Source organism: Eubacterium sp. SB2 (assembly GCF_001244405.1).
Taxonomy (GTDB): domain Bacteria; phylum Bacillota; class Clostridia; order Lachnospirales; family Lachnospiraceae; genus Faecalicatena; species Faecalicatena contortus_B.
The window spans coordinates 81,817-100,114 of the sequence record NZ_LN865148.1 but is presented as its reverse complement, the minus strand read 5'-3'; the positions used below and the strand labels follow the sequence as shown (position 1 = coordinate 100,114).

The window sequence follows — 18,298 nt, the reverse complement described above, 5'->3', positions numbered from 1 at the left end:
GTGTTCTGATGAAAAGGGCCGGGGACTGCATATCAATAGGGATTTCTGCAACATACAGGCTGCGGGCGATTTGGCAGCAGCCGGCGGAAATGATACTGCAGTACATATTTGCGGGGACATGATAGATCATAAATAAAATAAGGATGGGTGAATTGATTGTGAATTTTAAAAGAGTACGCAACGTGTTTGCAGCAACCGCTTTGACATGTTCTATGATAACTGTGCCTGTATTAGCGGCACCGAATACATCAAGCCTTCAGGATCAGAAAAATGCAGCGCAGAACGAAGTTAGTTCCCTGCAGTCCCAATTAAATTCATTAATGTCAACGATGAATGAACTGGAAGGGCAGTTAGTAGCAAAAGGCCAGGAGATTTCGAAGGCCGAAGAAGATCTTAAAGCGGCGCAGGAAAAGGAAACGCAGCAGTACGAAGATATGAAACTTCGTATTAAGTATATGTATGAAGAGGGCGACGGTTCAGCGCTTGAGAGAATATTGAGTTCAGGAAGTATCGCCGATCTTCTCAGTGAAGCAGAGTACATAGAAAAGGTTCATACTTATGACCGCAATATGCTGCAGGAATACGCGGATACAGTAGAAGAGATCAAGACTCTGGAGACAACGCTTGAAAACGACATGACAAACCTTCAGGATCTGGAAAAACAATATAAATCACAATCAACCGAACTGTCAACCATGCTCAACAGTAAGCAGGCAGAGGTTAGTAATCTGGATTCCATGATTCAGGAAGCAGCAAGAGCTGCATTGGAAGAACAGAAGAAACAGCAGGAGGCAGCTGCGAAAGAGAAAGAAACTGCTGATAAGAAGAATGAAAATACTGCACAGCCAGGTACAAACGGAGGCCAAAGCAATGATCCTGGTACAGGCGGAACTACAGATCCTGGTACAGGCGGAGAAAATAATAACGAGCAGCCGCCGCAGAATGTACCGGAGCAGAATGTACCAGAAGAGAATAATACACCGGATAACGGGACACCGGAGCCAAATTACAATCCTTCTACAGGAAATGCAATTGTGGATCGGGCATATAGTTGGGTTAACAATGCGGAATATCATTGGGGCGCGTGTGCACCAGGGTCTTTTGACTGCTCAGGATTTGTAAGCCATTGCCTTACTGGCGGTTATGTCCGACTGGGGAATACTTTTGACTTCCTAGCATGGCCACAGGTCAGCGATCCGCAGCCAGGAGATGTATGTGTGAATGCCAATCATTGTGGTATTTACATAGGCGGCGGTCAAATGATTCATGCGGCTGATGAGGGGATCGGCGTTATAATTGGACCAGTTCAGGGTGGTATGATTTATGTGCGTTATGGGTTATGATTAGAAAGATACCGGATAAGCTTTATGTAAAAAGGATCCCCAGTGAAAAGGCACTGGGGATCTTTTTTAGATGGCCTGCTTACCCTTTGATTTAACATCTTACGTGCAATCTCCTATAGTAAGATTATTTGAAATAGGTATATATGAGACATTAAAACTAGAATCAGAGCTTAGATTACAATTATTTACCAGTTATTTTTTGTGATTTTTCAGGATATCCTGTTGAAAAATGCTGATGAATATTGTATAGTAAAAAATATATGTGGGGACATAGATAAAAAAATAAGGATAGGTGTTATTTTATGAAAATGAAAAGAGTACGCAATATGTTTGTTGCAACGGCACTGACATGTTCTATGATTGCCGTACCTGTGTTTGCAGCGCCAAACACATCAGGTCTGGAAGAACAGAAAAAAGCTGCGGAGAATGAGGTGAACAGTCTTCAGTCACAGTTATCAACATTGATGTCTAAGATGACAGATCTTCAGAATCAGTTGATTACGAAAGGTGAGGAGATCACAAAAGCAGAGAAGCAGCTGGAAGAAGCACAAGCAAAGGAAAAGCAGCAGTACGAGGATATGAAGCTTCGTATTAAGTATATGTATGAAGAAGGCGATGGCTCGGCAGTGGAACGGATCTTAAGTTCCGGAAGCATTGCAGAGATGTTAAGCCAGGCAGAATATGTTCAGAAGATACATACCTATGACCGTAACATGCTGGATGAGTATGTGGAAACGGTGAATGAAGTAGAAGAACTGAAAACTACGCTGGAAGAAGATATGAATAAGCTGGAAGATATGCAGACAGAGTATGAGGCGCAGCAGACTGAGCTGAGCAATACGATTGAAAGCAAGAGTGCCGAAGTGGAAAATCTTGACGCACAGATCCAGGAAGCAGCGAGAAGAGCCGCTGAAGAAGAACGCGAGAGACAGCGTTTGGCAGAGGAAGCGGCAAGGAATGAGAGTGCAAATAATGGCGGCGGAACAAACAATGGTGGCGGAACTACACCAAACGTTCCGGAAACGCCTGGTACACCAGAGACTCCTGGCACACCAGATACCCCGAGTACACCACAGACGCCATCTGATCCGGGCAATAACGGAGGCGGCGGTTCTGGAAACACTTCCGCGGCACAGGCAATTGTAAATGCTGCATGGACTCAGATTGGTGTTCCGTATGTATGGGGCGGTACAACACCATATGTAGGCCTGGACTGTTCAGGACTCACACAGTGGTGCCACGCACAGGCAGGTATTTCAATCGGCCGTGTGGATACAGACCAGCTCTACGGCGGTCAAAGAGTCAGCGATCCGCAGCCAGGGGACATCGCATGGACTCCCGGACATGTGGCAATATACATAGGTAACGGTCAGATGATCGAAGCACAGCAGCCAGGTACAACGATATGTGTAAGCCCGGTTCGTGTTTCCGTATACGTAAGATATTGGTAATTCAGAATATAAAAAAAGGAGTCCGGATAACGGATTCCTTTTTTCATGTTCTTCTATTTCGAGGGTACAATTTCCAGCCAGTATCCATCCGGATCCTCTATAAAGTATATCCCCAGTTCCGAATTTTCGTGGCATACACAGCCCATCTTTTTATGTTTTGCGAAGGCTGCGTCAAAATCATCTACTCTAAACGCAAGGTGGATTTCATTGTCGCCCAGTTCATAGGGCCTGTTCATGTCGCGCAGCCAGGTAAGTTCTAAAAGATGCGGAGTGGTGGCATCGCCCAGGTATACCAGTGTAAAACTTCCGTCTTTGGCATCTTTTGTGCTGACAGGTTTGAGTCCAAGCGCCTCCTCATAAAAAGCAAGTGATCTCTGTAAATCATAAACATTTAAATTGTTATGTGCAAATGTAAACTTCATAGCTTTTTCCTCCCTATATATGTAAGTTTTACAAAAATGTGCTATAATATACCGTTCCTAAAACAGAAGATATGAACAGTACACCTTATTTAGCATAACACAGAGATGGTACAGAGACAAGTTATAAGAAGTGAGTACAGAAAAATCAAATAAGGCAAATAAGATGAATAAAGCAGAATACACCACACAATATAACAAGATAGTTTGAGAATAAAGACAGACAAGACAGACAAGATACCACAGAAAAGCCTTGCATTCCAGTATTTTCTATGTTATACTACAACCGTTGCAAAAAAACACGCATGCGGATATCTTTGACGGTGCCTAAGCCTGCACAGTGCAGACCGGTCTCAAAGGAGAGCAAAAACATGCGGAAGTTAAAAACCAAATGGAGGAAGAAACATGAGCGTTATTTCAATGAAACAACTTTTAGAAGCAGGTGTTCACTTTGGACATCAGACAAGAAGATGGAACCCTAAGATGGCTCCTTATATCTACACAGAGAGAAATGGTATCTATATTATCGACTTACAGAAATCTGTAGGCATGGTTGATGATGCATACCAGGCTGTTGCTGATATTGCAGCTGAGGGTGGTACAATTCTGTTTGTAGGAACAAAGAAACAGGCACAGGATGCCATTAAGACAGAAGCAGAGCGCTGCGGAATGTTCTATGTTAATGAAAGATGGCTCGGCGGTATGCTGACAAACTTCAAGACAATCCAGAGCAGAGTTCAGCGTTTAAAAGATATTGAGAGAATGTCCGAAGACGGAACATTCGATGTACTTCCAAAGAAGGAAGTAATTGAACTGAAAAAAGAATGGGCTAAGTTAGAGAAGAACCTGGGCGGTATCAAAGAAATGAAGAGAATCCCTGATGCAATCTTCATCGTAGACCCGAAAAAAGAAAGAATCTGTGTTCAGGAAGCGCATACACTGGGAATTCCGTTGATCGGTATCTGTGATACAAACTGCGATCCAGAAGAACTTGATTTCGTAATTCCGGGTAATGATGATGCGATCAGAGCTGTTAAATTAATTGTTTCCAAGATGGCCGATGCAGTAATTGAGGCTAATCAGGGCGCAACAGGTGCTGAAGAAGAATATTATGAAGAAGCTGCAGAAGAAGCAGTAGCTGAAGAGACTGTAGAAGCAGAGTAATTATAGACTTGGGATGCTTCAGCCTGTGGATACAGGTTGAAGCATTTTTAAAATATGCAATCAAGAATGAATAATGGAGGAATGAATCATGGCAGTTACAGCAGGAATGGTAAAAGAATTAAGAGAAATGACGGGCGCAGGCATGATGGACTGCAAGAAGGCTCTGAGTGAGACAAATGGAGATATGGACGCAGCAGTTGAATACCTGAGAAAGAACGGACAGGCTAAGGCAGAGAAAAAAGCCGGAAGAATTGCAGCAGAAGGTATCGTAAAAACCGTTGTTAAAGATGATAAAGTTGCAGCAATTGTAGAAGTAAATTCTGAGACAGACTTCGTTGCAAAGAATGCAGATTTCCAGGCATTCGTAGAGGCAGTTGTTAATCAGGCAGCAGATACAGATGCAGCAGATATGGATGCATTCATGGCTGAGGCATGGGCTGAAGACACAACAAAGACTGTGAAAGACGCGCTTGTAGAGAAAGTTGCAGTAATCGGTGAGAATCTGAATATCAGAAGATTTGAAAAAATAGTGACAGACGGATGTGTTGTATCCTATATCCATGGCGGCGGCCGTATCGGTGTTCTTGTAGAGGCTGAGGCAGATGTAGTAAATGACGAAATCAGAACATGTCTGAAGAATGTGGCAATGCAGATAGCGGCTATGTATCCGAAGTATGTATCCCGCGCAGAAGTTTCCCAGGAATACATGGATCATGAGAAAGAGATCCTGTTAGCACAGGCTAAGAAGGAAAATCCAGAAAAGCCGGACAATATCATTGAGAAAATGATCATTGGTCGTCTGAACAAAGAATTAAAAGAAGTATGTCTGTTAGACCAGGCGTATGTACAGGACAGTGATCTGACAGTTGCTAAATATGTAGAAAAAGTAGCAAAAGAGAACAATGCGAATGTATCAGTTAAGAGATTTGTACGTTTTGAGACTGGTGAAGGCCTGGAAAAGAAAAATGAAGACTTTGCAGCGGAAGTAGCTGCTCAGATGGGACAGTAATATTAGGTTTGCGTTAATATTTTAGAAACAAGCCCTTATAAATAGCGGTTTTACGCTGTTTGTAAGGGCTTATTTTGTAATAAGTTTCGATGGATAAAGCCAGAAAAACGTAATACAAATCTATAAATCAAAAGGTGCTGATTTTATGATGTTTAGTGTAGATAAATAATGGGATTATGCTCTAGGGAATTGAAATCAATAGAAGAAGTTGCTCATATATTTTCCTTTATTACGCCTTTTGTGATAAAGTAGTATTAGCATCAAAGAATACGGATACTGCGTCAGTCTATATCAAATGAAGATCAGGAGGAAATGATTATGCTGTGTGATAAGGAAAAACGAAAACTAAAGGATTCTTATGATACGCCTTTATTCGGGACGTTAGCGGCGGACTCCCCGATTCCGAAAAACAAGATAGGGGAACAGCCCTTAGAACCAGCCCTTGCATACCGGCTCATAATGGATGAACTGATGAACGAGGGGAATGCAAGGTTAAATCTGGCTACTTTCTGTCAGACCTACATGGAGGATGAGGCGATCAGGCTGATGTCAGAGACACTTGAAAAAAATGCCATTGACAAGACGGAATACCCGCAGACAGCCGAGATAGAACAGCGCTGCATACGGATTATATCGGATTTATGGAATGCCGCGGAAACAGACGCTGCAATCGGCACATCCACAGTAGGTTCCTCGGAAGCGTGCATGCTGGCAGGGATGGCAATGAAATTCCGGTGGCGTAAGCGGGCCTCTGTTTTAGGGCTTGATGTAAACAAAAAGCCAAATCTGGTCATTTCATCAGGTTATCAGGTCTGCTGGGAGAAATTCTGTGTTTACTGGGATGTAGAACTTCGTCAGGTGCCGATGGATACAGAATGTATGAGTATGCGTCCAGATGCAGTATTAAACTATGTAGATGAGTATACGATTGGTGTAGTCGGTATCCTCGGCATTACATATACAGGGAAATTTGATGATTTGAAGGCGATTGACCAGATACTTGAAGAATACAATGCTTCAACAGAGCACAAAGTTTATATCCATGTTGACGCCGCTTCCGGAGGTTTGTTCGTTCCATTTGTCAATCCGGAGCTTTGCTGGGATTTCCGTTTAAAAAATGTAGTGTCAATCAACTGTTCCGGTCATAAATATGGTCTTGTCTATCCGGGTATTGGATGGATTTTGTGGAAAGACAAAGAATATCTTCCAGAGGAACTAATATTTGAGGTAGATTATCTCGGAGGTAAGATGCCGACAATTGCAATCAATTTTTCCAGATCGGCCAGCCAGATTATCGGCCAGTATTACAATTTCATCCGGCTTGGCAGGGAGGGATACCGCCGCATTCAGCAAAAAACACAGGACGTGGCTCACTATCTGGCAAAGGAAATTGAGAAAACAGGAAGATTTTTCATATACCATGACGGAAGCGACTTGCCGGTTGTATGCTATACAATAAAAGAAAAAACGGGGCAGGAGTGGACTCTTTATGATCTCTCTGACCGCCTGCTTATGAGGGGATGGCAGATTCCTACTTATCCGCTGCCTGTGAATCTGGAAGATACTGTTATTCAGAGAATCGTCTGCCGTGCCGACTTGAATTATGATATGGCAGAACTGCTCATGCGTGACATAGAAGAGGGAATCCGTGAATTAGACGAAGCGGTCATACTCCCCCATGCGAAAGATAAAAAAACAAAGGTATACGGGTTTACACATTAAGATGCTCAAGCTTCAGAAACCAAAGGTCACAGGTTGCTGTGCCTATGTCCGGATAACGTTATTGTGTGCACCCTCAGAGTGTTACCAACAGCATCCTTTTTTATAATTAAATGATGAACTTAACATTCCCTTTTGCTGCCAGGATATGCTAAAATAGTAATAATATCATGAGACAAGACATGTGGCCTGAACAAATACTGGGACAAGGTTCAGGAAAAACAAATTTACTAATTGGAGGTATATCATGTTAAACAGCACTGATATCAGGAAGGTATGCAATGAGAAGGGAATCAGAATGATTGATTTCAAGATGACGGACCTGGACGGAAGGTGGCGTCATATCACAATCCCTGTAGAAAGGTTCGACGACGACATTTTCGTCTATGGCATTGGGTTTGACGGTTCCAACTACGGATATGCACCGGTGGAGAAGAGCGATATGGTATTCATCCCCGATCCGGCAACCGCGGTTGTCGACCCATTTACGGAGATTCCTACCATGACCATGTGCGGGAATGTATGTGTGATTGGGAAGGAGAATACCCCTTTCGATCAATACCCAAGGAACGTCAGCCTGCGTGCAATGGAATATATGAAGTCAGAGGGAATTGCAGACGAGATGCTGATCGGGCCGGAATTTGAATTTCATTTATTTGACAATGTAAGCTATATGGCAGAGCCCTATAAGACCTCTTTTACGGTAGACACCAGGCAGGCATCCTGGAACAGCGGAAAAGAAGGGCCTGACAATGCAGGATACCAGGTGCCCAAAGGCGGCGGATATCATATTGCAGCGCCGCATGACATCGCTTACAGCTTAAGAAGCAAGATGTGTATGTATATGGAAGACTGGGGAATCGACGTGAAATACCACCACCATGAGGTAGGCGGCTCAGGACAGATGGAGATTGAAGTAGAACTGGGTGATATGGTGGACATGGCGGATAAGACAATGATTATCAAGTATATCATTAAAAATGCTGCCGTACAGGAAGGCAAGACCGCTACATTTATGCCCAAACCAATCCATAAAGAAGCCGGAAACGGAATGCATGTGCATATGCTCCTTATGAAAGACGGAGAGCCGATATTCTATGATGAGAAAGGCTATTCCGGTTTAAGCAAAACTGCGCATTACTTTATCGGCGGGCTTTTGAAGCACATTGGTTCTCTCTGCGCATTTACCAATCCCTCTACAAACTCTTTCAAACGGCTTGTTCCGGGATATGAGGCGCCTGTTACGATTGGGTACGCAACCTCTAACCGCAGTGCTGTGATCCGTATCCCGGCCTATGCGAAGTCACCGAAGGCAAAGCGTTTTGAGCTGAGGAATCCGGATGCTACTGCCAATCCATATTATGCTTACGCAGCGATTTTGATGGCCGGACTGGACGGTATCAAGAACCAGATTGATCCTACTGAACATGGCTGGGGTCCCTATGACTGCAATCTTTACGATCTGCCGGAGGAGGAAAAGGCAAAGATCCAGTCACTTCCAAAGACGCTGGATGAAGCACTGGATGCACTGGAATGCGACCATGAATATCTGACGGCGGGAGGGGTGTTTCCGGAGAGGCTGATTGAGATCTGGCTGAAACGCAGACGGAAAGAAAGCCTGGAGATATCACAGATACCGCACCCCGCGGAATTTGAAAAATATTATGATTTGTAATCAGCTTTTACACTTATAAAAAGGAAGGCGCTCAAACTTGAGCCGCCTTCCTTTTTATTTTGTAATGATAAGGGACAACTCTATAAGAATATGCTAAAATGATGTCATGAATACTGGGGTGCCAGTTTTAAGCTCTGGAGGTAAAATGGATACTATAAGGTGGGTGCATTTGTCAGATATACATTTTTCTGCTGATGAGAACAATGAAATGAAACGAATGAGGGACAGTCTTTTAGAAAAATTATGGGAGATGTCCCAAGAACATGAATTTGATGCAGTATTTATCACCGGTGATTTGACTTACCAGGGAGGATATTATGATTATAATCTGAAGAAATTTATTGAAGCATTAATTTATCTCTTAAAACTCACTCCGGATGAGTTATTTATCATACCGGGGAATCATGACCTGGCCAGGTCTCACTCCAGGGATCTTGCGGTGGCGGAAACAAGAAAAAGAGGATTTGAGTTTGGAAAGGACAATATTAGGCAATTACAGAAGGATTTCAGCAAATATAATATATTTTATAGAAAAATAAAAAATGAGGAGGCTCAATATATATATAAAACAATTACAAAAGATAAGTTTAATGTATTTTTAATAAATACGGCCTTTACGTCCGGAACTGATGAGGACGAAGGTAAGCTTATCCTTGAAAAAGGATCTTTTTATCAGGAAATCAGAAAGTTAAAAGATCAGGAAAAGTGTATTAATATTGCTGCAGGCCATCACCCGGTCAATTGGTTTACAGAGAATGACCAGCAGTTTATTTGGAAGAATTTTAACGACTATAATATTGATTTTTATTTATGCGGGCACATGCACAAGGGGGCCTATAATTTTAATTCAAGCGGGGGAAGGGGAATCCCGTCTTTTCAGTGTGGAAGCGGAAAGGCAGAACGGGATACTGCGGTGACATTTTCGACAGGAGAGGTTGATATATCGGCAAAGAAAGGCCGGCTGACATCGTATAAATGGCTGGTAAAGGAAGCACGCTGGGCAAGCGGCGGCCTGGAAGGGAGAAGGGCCGCCTCAGGTGTACTGGATCTTATTTTGGAGAGGTTTTGCTCATGATGCAGCCGCTTTTCTGAATTTTAGCAGATAGAATAGAAAGCACACCATTTCTGATGTGCTTTCTGTGATGGCTGTGCAATTCTTTTGTTTAGACGACCGGCCTGTTTACAGGGGCAAGCAGTACTTTTCCTGTTCCCTTATACACATTTACCAGTCCCTCCCCGGAAGCAGCAGAACCAAGCAGTGTTTTACCGGAACGTTCTACGGTAAAGTCAAGGCTTCCGCTCCAGGCAATTGCCATATTGCCGTCAAACTTTAGGATATTTTGATCAGTCATTTATGGTATAAATAAAACAAAGACTACGATTATAAACCGCAGTCCTTGTTTTTGTAATTATTTGGATTCCTTCCGACCATTTCGTCTAAAGAGACATGAAATAAATCTGCAATTCGTATCAATTCATAAATATCAGGAATCCGTTTTCCTAGTTCGTAGTTGGAGAGCGTTTGGCGTGTCATATTCAGCGTTTCTGCCAATTGCTCCTGGGTTAGGTAATTCTTTTTCCTCAGCGCCCTGATGTTACTGCCTATTTTATTGGTCATCATCTCTTATTCCTCATCTTTTGTAATCTTAAAGTAGGACAATAATAACATTTTGCATTGAAATGTAAAATAAAAAGTGCCTTATTGTTACATAATGGTAACAAATCATTTATTTTGCGTAAGTTTTTAATAAATAAATTGTTACGAAACTGTGAACTGAAATGTTTAATTACTACATACGGTTACAGCAGCGTCTGCTCTGTTGTTTTCCGGATTTGGATCCTGTACGGAGCCGGATACGGTAACGGTATTTGTGATAGTACCGTGGGCGCAGCAATCTATCTTGCCGGTTAGAAATAGTGTTACGGTGTCTTTGTCAGCCAGGCTTCCTATCATAAGCTGCCCTGTCCAGGGCTGCCAGGTATGGCCGTTATTCAAAGAATAGCGCGGTTCAAAAATGGCGGTCGGAAGCAGATCGGTAATAATAACATCTTTTGCCATATCCGGGCCCAGATTGGTTACGGTGATACAGTATTCTATAAATCTTCCGGGGCACACGGTCCGGCAGTGCGCCTTTTTGGTAACTGCCAGGTCAGCGGACGGTACATTGCCTACATCGATACTGGAATAGCCGCTGTTGTTGCTGTGGTCCGGATCGGGAGTATCACTGGTTACATAAGCCATATTTACAATGCTTCCGGTTGCTGCCGTCACGGTCCCCTTCAGTAGAATCATCCGTGATTCATGATTTGGTATGGTTCCGATGGCGTAAGGACTGCTCCAGCGGTTCCAGGTATCTCCATTGTCGGTGGAATACTCCAGGTTCTCCAGTCCTTCCGGAGGATCATCCCGGAGCATTACATTTTCTGCATCTATATTCCCCAGGTTTGAGACATGGATCTGATAAGTGACCGTGTCGCCCAAAACTGCGTAAGTGATATCCGAGGTTTTCTTCAGTTTCAGATCGGCTGTTTCCGCGATGGGTGTGTCTACGGTAACCGTATTGTTATCGGGCTCGGGGTCTGGTGTGGATGATGTCACACCGGCAGTGTTGCTGAGTACACCGGTGTTATCCGCATCAGGAAGCGTGCGCAGCAAAAGCCTGATTACGGTGCCTGTATAAACGGTTCCCAGGGTGTACGAACCGGTCCAGGGCAGCCAGTGTATGCCGGAATCAAGGGAATATTCAGCGTTTACTGCGGGATCAGTTAATAATACATTCAGCGCATCTGCAGGACCGGCGTTTGAAACAAGGATGGAATACGTCAGGTATTGGCCGGGAACGGCAGGATTGGGATGGGCCAGTTTGGTGATTGACAGATCCGCCGTGTCCTCAACGGATGTCTTCTCAGTTGCAGTGTTGTTTGTTGGATCAGGGTCAGGTGTAGATGAGGTGACTGCCGCCGTATTTATGATGGCGCCGGATACAGTTTTATTTAGTGTTCCCCGAATGAGGACCACAATACTGTCTCCGGCTGCGAGGTTCTCAGCCTGGTAAGGTGATTGCCAGGTCTGCCAGGTCTGCCCCTGGTTGACCGAGAACACAGCATTCATAAGCTGTGCAGGAACGGGATCAATCAGTGTGATATTCCGGGCGTTCCCGGGTCCGTGGTTTTCCAGCGTTATGGTATAAGTCAGTGTTTCCCCGGGAATGGCAGGTGACGGTGCGGCTTCTTTAGTGATTGAAAGGTCCGCCGATGGAATCACAGGTATTGTGATAGAAACCGTATTATTGCCTGAATCCGGATCTGAAGTCGTGCTGCTGACCGCTGCGGTGTTCAGGACAGCCGTTCTTCCTTCGGGGACGGCGCCTCTTATCTGCAGGGCGGAAAAATCACTCCCTGGCTGCAGAGTACCGACGGAGAAAGAACCGCTCCATTTGCTCCAAGTTAGTCCGCCATCCGTGGAATACAGAGGATTCTCCAGTTCATTTAATATGGCAGCATCTGTGATAAGCACGTTCTCGGCCGCATCCGGGCCCAGGTTGTTAACAGAGATATCATAAGTGAGGGGTTCCCCCGGCGATACAGGAGAAGGTGAAGCTGTTTTACGAATCGCAAGGTCAGCCGTTGCTCTGACAGGTGTTATGATGATAACGGAGTTATTATCTGGATCAGGGTCTGGGGTATCGCTGTCTATGAAAACTGTATTTAAGAGTTCCCGTACACCCGGATTCTGGATTGTGAGCAGGCCACGAAGGAGCAGCGTGTAGGTCATTCCGACGCTTAGCTGATCGAGCGTAAAGGAGCCGTTCCATTCATTCCAGGTACGGCCATTGTCGGCAGAGTATTCCTGGCCGGTCAGCTGCGCAGAAAGTGTATCCTTCAGAGTAACGTTTGCGGCATCGGAAGGTCCGGCGTTGGATGCGGTCAGTGTGTAGACTACCAGGCCGCCGGGCACTGCCGGCACAGGGCTGGCGGATTTTGTGACGGAAAGATCAGCAGACGGTGTGATCTGCAGTTCCTCCGTATCCCGGTTATCTGACGGGTCGGGGTCTGAGGTGGAGGAGGTAACGACAGCGGTGTTTGTAAGCACTCCTGTGGCGGATGCACTTAATGTGCCGCGGATCGTCAGTACGGCAGAACTGCCCGGCTCCAGGGAAGAGAGCTGCCAGGTTCCGGTCCACGGTTCCCAGCCGGAGGCATCATCTGTGCGGTATTCTGCCTGCCCCAGAAGACTGGAAACCGCATCAATCACAATGATGCCGCTGGCCTGGGAGGGACCTGCATTGCGTATGGCCAGCGTGTAGGTTACAGGTTCTCCTGGAACGGCCGGATTGGGACTTCCGCTTTTAGTGACGGATAGATTCGCTGAAGGAGCAAGCGGCGTCTCCAGCTCAGCCGTGTTATTATCCGGAACAGGATCCGGCGTATCGGAGGACACAGAAGCTTTGTTATATATCGGTGTGACAGCATCAACAGCAATTGTTCCCCGAATCGTAACGAGGGCGCTTTGGGCAGCTTCCAGGCTGCCGATATTCAGCGAACCGTCCCATGTGGAGTAGGAGTCTCCGTTTAGAGAGGCCTCCGGATTTTGAATCTCTGCAGACAGAAGGTCCGTCAGGACAATCTGATCGGCGGCATCCGGTCCTGCGTTGGCAACCTGTATGGAGTAGGTAATCAGCGAGCCCGGGACTGCAGGAACCGGTGATGCAGCTTTCGTGACTGAGATATCAGCCGAAGCCCCGACCGGTGTCAGAAGACTGTACGTATTATTATCCGGGTCAGGATCCGGAGTGGAAGAGGAAACAAATGCCTCGTTTGTTAGAAGTTTGGCAGTGGATGCGCCCAGTATGCCGCGCAGCAGAATGACAGCATCGGCATTGCTGTCCAATGTCCCTATGATATATGGGCTGGACCATGGATTCCAGGCAGTGCCTCCGTCTGTTGAAAATAACGGCTGAGACAGCTCTGCCGGCAGTGTGTCAAACAACGAGACATCCCGTGCCGTCTCCGGCCCGGCATTGCGGACGGTAACCGTGTAGGTCAGGTACTGTCCCGGTACTGCAGGAATCGGATCTGCAGATTTTACAACAGATAGATCGGCAGAACTCTGTATCGGCGTAAATAGGGTGGAAGAGTTATTATCCGGATCGGGATCCGGAGTTGTAGAACTGATGATGGCTATATTTTCTATGGTGCCCGTTGCTGCGCTGCTCAGATTCCCTCGTATTAATATGATAGCGCCGGTTCCGGCTTCGAGTGTTCCCAGATTGAACGTTCCCTGCCATGGGGCCCAGTTTTCCCCGTTGTCAACCGAGTATTCAACGGAAGATAACAGCGAAGATATGGGATCTATCAACTGTACATTCCGGGCATCGGAGGGACCGGCATTAGAGACAGACACGGTATAGGAAAGAAGGCTGCCCGGTACTGCGGTACTCGGGGCTGCAGTCTTTACAATGGAAAGATCTGCGGAGGTCTCGACAGGTGTTGTAGCGGCAGACGTATTGTTATCCGGATCCGGATCCGGCGTCTGGGATGATATGGACACGGTATTGGTAACCAGCCCTGAGGCGGATGCAGCTACTGTTCCCCGGATATAAATAATGACTGGCACTCCGGGATCAATTGTACCGATTGTAAGGGAAGAGACCCAGGGCCTCCAGTTCTGTTCATCTGTGGAGTATTCCAGCCCGGAGAGTCCGGAAGGAATCGTATCTTCCAAGACCACGCTCTCAGCGGCAGATGGGCCTGCATTGCTCGCCACAATGGTATAAATCAGGTATTCTCCGGCTATGGCCGGGGAAGGAGAGGCCGCTTTTATAACCGAAATATCTGCGAAGGCTGTGATCGCTGCCGTCGTTTCAGAGGTGTTATTTGTGAGATCCGGATCCGGTGTGGAGGCAGATACGGAGGCACCATTTACCAGAGTTCCTGATGCAAAAGGGCTAAGTGTTCCTGTGATAACCAACTCCGCTGATTCAGACGGATCCAGGGATGCCAGGAAATAACTGCCATTCCATACGCCTGTATAGATACCATTTAAGGTGAAATCCGGATCCATGACTGCTGCCGGAAGGAGATCTGTTATATTAATATTCACTGCTCTGCTGGGGCCATTGTTTGTAATGGTGAGTGTATATATGACAGCCTCACCGGCAGCCGCTGAGTCAGGACCTGTTTTTACAATCTGCAGGTCTGCGAAGGCGTCAGCAGGCGTTATGATAGTATCTGTGTTATTATCCGTATTCGGGTCAAAGGTATCGCTGAAGGCTGAGGCCATGTTGAACAGGTCTTCTGTCTGGGAAAGGGAAACATCCGCGAGGATCGTCAGGGTAATAGTGCCGTCAGCGGACAGAGATATCTGATTGTACTGTCCGTTCCAAGGCAGAAAATTGATTCCGTCTACGGAGTACTGCGCATTTTCCAGGCCAGGAGGGAGCATATCTGATATTACGATATTGACTGCATCCGAGGGACCTTTATTCGTAACAAGAATGGTATAGGTCAGTTTTTCACCTGATATTGCGGTATCAGGGTACGCTGTTTTCGTAACGCTGAGATCTGCAGTGCCTTCCAGCGTTATTACTTCCGTATATTCGTTATTGCCCGGATCCGGGTCCGGCGTCTGCGAGGCGACATTCACAGTATTGGAAAGCGTTCCCGGCACTGCATCAGGACTGACGGATGCACGCAGATACAGCGTATAAACGGCACCTGCTTCCAGAATTCCCACCATATGGCCTCCGTTCCACGCAAGCCAGCTGATCTGATCCGTAGAATATTCCGCATTCAATAGATCGGCAGAAAGCGCATCGGTTATCTCAACATCCTGTGCCGGGGAAGGGCCGCTGTTGGTTACAGTTATAATATAGGTTAATGTCTGCCCCGCAGCCACTGGGTTTGGTACACCGGTTTTCACCACGGACAGGTCCGCGGACGAAGACTTGGGGACGATAATGGTAACGGTATTGTCATCCGGATCCGGGTCATCGGTATCGCTGGTGACAGAGGCCGTGTTAGTGAGTGCATCAGAGATTCCGGAAAGAACGGTTCCTCGAAGCAGAAATGTGTAAACAAATCCGGCATCCAGTGTTCCTGCGAAAAGCTGGCCATGCCATGGATACCAGGTGGCGCCGTTGTCCAGGGAATACTCAGGACTTTCAAAATCTGTTTCAACAATGTCATACATGATGACATTTTCGGCGGCATCGGGGCCATTGTTAGTTACTGAGATGTTAAATGTGAGGCTTTCTCCTATCACAGCAGGATCTTTGTCAGGCGTTTTTTCAATGACAAGGCTGGCGGCCCGGTTGACTGGAGTAATCACAGTATCCGAGTTGTTGACCGGATCAGAGTCTTCGGAATGAGAGGTGACGGATGCCGTGTTTACGACCGGTCCCATTGTGGAGCCATCGAAGACACCCTGGATCACAACTGTGATGACCTGGCCGGGCGGCATATCGCCGAGCGCAAGGGTTCCCGGCCAGTAATCCAGTGGACCCTGATCCAGACTGTACATGGGATTGGTGATCTCCGGCGGAATCAAATCTTCCAGTATGACATCCAGTGCCGTTTCCGGGCCGTGATTTGTGATGGTGATTGTGTAATGAATGAGATCTCCTGTAACCAGTACGTCTCTGTCGGCAGTTTTTGTGAGCGCCACATCCGTAGTGGTGCCGATTTTGAGAATATAATCCTCTACTTCGCCGTCAGCGGCAGGGCCTACGCTTCGGGTATCCTGCGTTTCCAGCCCCGTATCTGTCAGAAGCTCTGTGGTAAGACGCAGTCTGACAAAGGTATGGTCGGGCCTTATAACAGTACCGGCGGGAATTGCAAAATCTAGGGTATACTGGCCGGTTCCTGAATAGGCCGGAACAATAAGCACGGGCGCCGCCTCGGAGGCTTCAAACAACCCGTTTTTGTTAAAATCAATCCATCCATACAGATAAGCCGTTTCGCTAGTATAATTTGTAGCAGTGACAGATAGAGAGTAATTCAGGGCCGCCACTGCCAGCATGGGCAGAGGGATAGACAGGCCGTCATCCTGAATCCCATGATACAGATCATCGCCGGTAGCGGTGGCATTCTGATAAGCGTCTTCTTCGGATGTCACCTGTGTTCCTAAATACAGGGGGCTTCCGGTGCCGTGGCGCGGGCCGTTGCTTGTAAGCAGGGTATTATAGCTTCCTGTTCCTCCTCCGCCTGCGTCCGGTGCGTCACCATAATCCAGCTCAATGACTGCATAGGGACAGAGGGCGCCGTCATTGAATGCATCCACCGGTGTCATTGAAAAACGTGCGCCCGCTGCGGTATCTCCGCTGATCCGGTAACGGTAAATGGTGCCGTCCCCATTGCTGACCGCATAGAGGTTCCCGCTGCCGTCTATTACTACAGAGCCAAAGGTATCACCGGGATTAGGGCCGGTTGTTTCCAGAGGCGTTACGGTTCCGGTGTACTCATCAATCCGGTATACGGCGCCGTCTCTCTCCACACCATACAACCGCTGGTCTGCAGGGCTGAATGCCCAGTCACCGATGGTAAGAGGGGCGGATAAGGGTGTGCCGTAATTGGAGGTCTGTTCCGTAAAGCCGTTAGCTGGATCTACAAGCTTTAAGAATGTAAGAGAATCTGTGCGCAGGTCGACAGTATAGAAACGGCTGGTTCCAGGAACGTAGAGATAATAGAAACCCGCCATATCCATTGTGCCGGCGGAATAAGGGGCAGCAGGCATGCCGGCGGGGCGGGGGTTGAGCAGAAACACTTCGCCATTATTATCCCCCCGGGCAATGGGGTTGTTTGACTGGGCCTATCCGTAGACATGATAATCGTCCAAGGAAAGAAGAAAAAAAAAAACCCCGCCATATCCATTGTGCCGGCGGAATAAGGGGCAGCAGGCATGCCGGCGGGGCGGGGATTGAGCAGAACCACTTCGCCATTATTATCCACCCGGACAATGGTGTTGTTTGACTGGTCATATCCGTAGACATGATAATCAATTGTGCTGAAACCTATCGCATTGACGGACCCATTATTAGACAGAGGGCCTTGCAGGAGGGATGCACCGGTGATCAGATCGACGGTGTGACGCATGGTGGGCCTGCCCTCAAAAAGGATCATTTCTCTGCCGCAGGGATAAGGAGCACTCTGCGAGTCATGGCTGAAGTTCAAATTGTCAATATTTTCGTGATTGTTAATCTGACCGGCACTGACCATGACGGTCTGCTTTCTGGGGGTGTTGGAAAATGTGTAACCGGCGGGCTGTCCTGCGTTAGAGGGCGGGCAGTTTCCGGACTGTACTCCAGTTTCATAGACAGTATAAGTTCCCGGGTCTGTGACTGTAAAAGAGTATCGGCCGTCTGAATCTGTGACTGTTGATGCACAGAAGGGGCCAGAGGCAGAATCTGAAAAAAGTACGAGGACCACCTGGGAGATACCTGGTGAGCCGGGGACGTACTGACCTTCATGATTCAGGTCGCGAAATACGGTTCCATTAAGGGTAGCGGGCATGATCTATT

General features: G+C 46.8%; 11 protein-coding genes and 1 pseudogene. 7 read left to right on the top strand and 5 right to left on the bottom strand.

The window, feature by feature from the left end:
- Positions 1-158: 158 nt before the first annotated feature.
- Positions 159-1,343, top strand: a complete 1,185-nt coding sequence (locus tag BN1938_RS00490; RefSeq protein ID WP_187376275.1) for a coiled-coil domain-containing protein — start codon at positions 159-161, stop codon at positions 1,341-1,343.
- Between the two features lie 302 nt (positions 1,344-1,645).
- Positions 1,646-2,794, top strand: a complete 1,149-nt coding sequence (locus BN1938_RS00485; protein WP_050638719.1) for a C40 family peptidase — start codon at positions 1,646-1,648, stop codon at positions 2,792-2,794.
- A 53-nt stretch (positions 2,795-2,847) separates the two neighbouring features.
- On the opposite strand, the gene BN1938_RS00480 is transcribed toward BN1938_RS00485, so the two are convergent.
- Positions 2,848-3,216: a VOC family protein gene (locus tag BN1938_RS00480; RefSeq protein WP_050638718.1), complete on the bottom strand. Its 369-nt coding sequence runs from the start codon at positions 3,214-3,216 to the stop codon at positions 2,848-2,850.
- 402 nt (positions 3,217-3,618) lie between these two features.
- On the opposite strand from BN1938_RS00480, the gene rpsB reads away from it, so the two are divergent.
- The 5 genes from rpsB to BN1938_RS00455 all read left to right on the top strand — a co-directional run bounded on the left by rpsB (position 3,619) and on the right by BN1938_RS00455 (position 9,855).
- The gene (rpsB, locus tag BN1938_RS00475; protein WP_050638717.1) at positions 3,619-4,377 is read left to right on the top strand and encodes a 30S ribosomal protein S2; all 759 of its coding nucleotides are present in this window, start codon (positions 3,619-3,621) and stop codon (positions 4,375-4,377) included.
- Positions 4,378-4,462: 85 nt separating this feature from the next.
- On the top strand, positions 4,463-5,386 hold the full coding sequence (gene tsf, locus BN1938_RS00470) for a translation elongation factor Ts (protein ID WP_330377597.1): 924 nt from the start codon (positions 4,463-4,465) through the stop codon (positions 5,384-5,386).
- Positions 5,387-5,704: 318 nt separating this feature from the next.
- Positions 5,705-7,108 carry a glutamate decarboxylase gene (locus tag BN1938_RS00465; protein ID WP_050638715.1) on the top strand — a complete coding sequence of 468 codons (1,404 nt, stop codon included), beginning with the start codon at positions 5,705-5,707 and terminating at the stop codon, positions 7,106-7,108.
- Between the two features lie 244 nt (positions 7,109-7,352).
- Positions 7,353-8,780: a type I glutamate--ammonia ligase gene (gene glnA, locus BN1938_RS00460; RefSeq protein ID WP_050638714.1), complete on the top strand. Its 1,428-nt coding sequence runs from the start codon at positions 7,353-7,355 to the stop codon at positions 8,778-8,780.
- Between the two features lie 169 nt (positions 8,781-8,949).
- The gene (locus tag BN1938_RS00455) at positions 8,950-9,855 is read left to right on the top strand and encodes a metallophosphoesterase family protein (protein WP_187376274.1); all 906 of its coding nucleotides are present in this window, start codon (positions 8,950-8,952) and stop codon (positions 9,853-9,855) included.
- A gap of 88 nt (positions 9,856-9,943) precedes the next feature.
- On the opposite strand, the pseudogene BN1938_RS22880 reads toward BN1938_RS00455, so the two are convergent.
- The 4 genes and pseudogenes from BN1938_RS22880 to BN1938_RS24130 all read right to left on the bottom strand — a co-directional run.
- Positions 9,944-10,114, bottom strand: a pseudogene (locus BN1938_RS22880) (AIM24 family protein); the annotation flags it as partial.
- A 47-nt stretch (positions 10,115-10,161) separates the two neighbouring features.
- Positions 10,162-10,401 (bottom strand): helix-turn-helix transcriptional regulator, encoded by a 240-nt coding sequence (locus BN1938_RS00450; protein WP_050638712.1) that lies wholly within the window; start codon positions 10,399-10,401, stop codon positions 10,162-10,164.
- Between the two features lie 162 nt (positions 10,402-10,563).
- The gene (locus BN1938_RS00445) at positions 10,564-17,478 is read right to left on the bottom strand and encodes a GEVED domain-containing protein (RefSeq protein WP_187376273.1); all 6,915 of its coding nucleotides are present in this window, start codon (positions 17,476-17,478) and stop codon (positions 10,564-10,566) included.
- Positions 17,394-18,290, bottom strand: coding sequence for an SdrD B-like domain-containing protein (locus BN1938_RS24130; protein ID WP_050638710.1), 897 nt, complete (start codon positions 18,288-18,290; stop codon positions 17,394-17,396). The genes BN1938_RS00445 and BN1938_RS24130 overlap by 85 nt, the downstream gene beginning before the upstream one ends.
- Between the last annotated feature and the right edge of the window lie 8 nt (positions 18,291-18,298).

Excerpts from the sequence above, each read along its gene's own strand:
- BN1938_RS24130 (WP_050638710.1), bottom strand. The coding sequence starts at position 18,290 with ATGCCCGCTACCCTTAATGGAACCGTATTTCGCGACCTGAATCATGAA.
- BN1938_RS00465 (WP_050638715.1), top strand. The coding sequence starts at position 5,705 with ATGCTGTGTGATAAGGAAAAACGAAAACTAAAGGATTCTTATGATACG.
- glnA (WP_050638714.1), top strand. The coding sequence starts at position 7,353 with ATGTTAAACAGCACTGATATCAGGAAGGTATGCAATGAGAAGGGAATC.
- rpsB (WP_050638717.1), top strand. The coding sequence starts at position 3,619 with ATGAGCGTTATTTCAATGAAACAACTTTTAGAAGCAGGTGTTCACTTT.
- BN1938_RS00445 (WP_187376273.1), bottom strand. The coding sequence starts at position 17,478 with ATGGCGGGTTTCTATTATCTCTACGTTCCTGGAACCAGCCGTTTCTAT.
- BN1938_RS00450 (WP_050638712.1), bottom strand. The coding sequence starts at position 10,401 with ATGATGACCAATAAAATAGGCAGTAACATCAGGGCGCTGAGGAAAAAG.
- BN1938_RS00485 (WP_050638719.1), top strand. The coding sequence starts at position 1,646 with ATGAAAATGAAAAGAGTACGCAATATGTTTGTTGCAACGGCACTGACA.
- BN1938_RS00480 (WP_050638718.1), bottom strand. The coding sequence starts at position 3,216 with ATGAAGTTTACATTTGCACATAACAATTTAAATGTTTATGATTTACAG.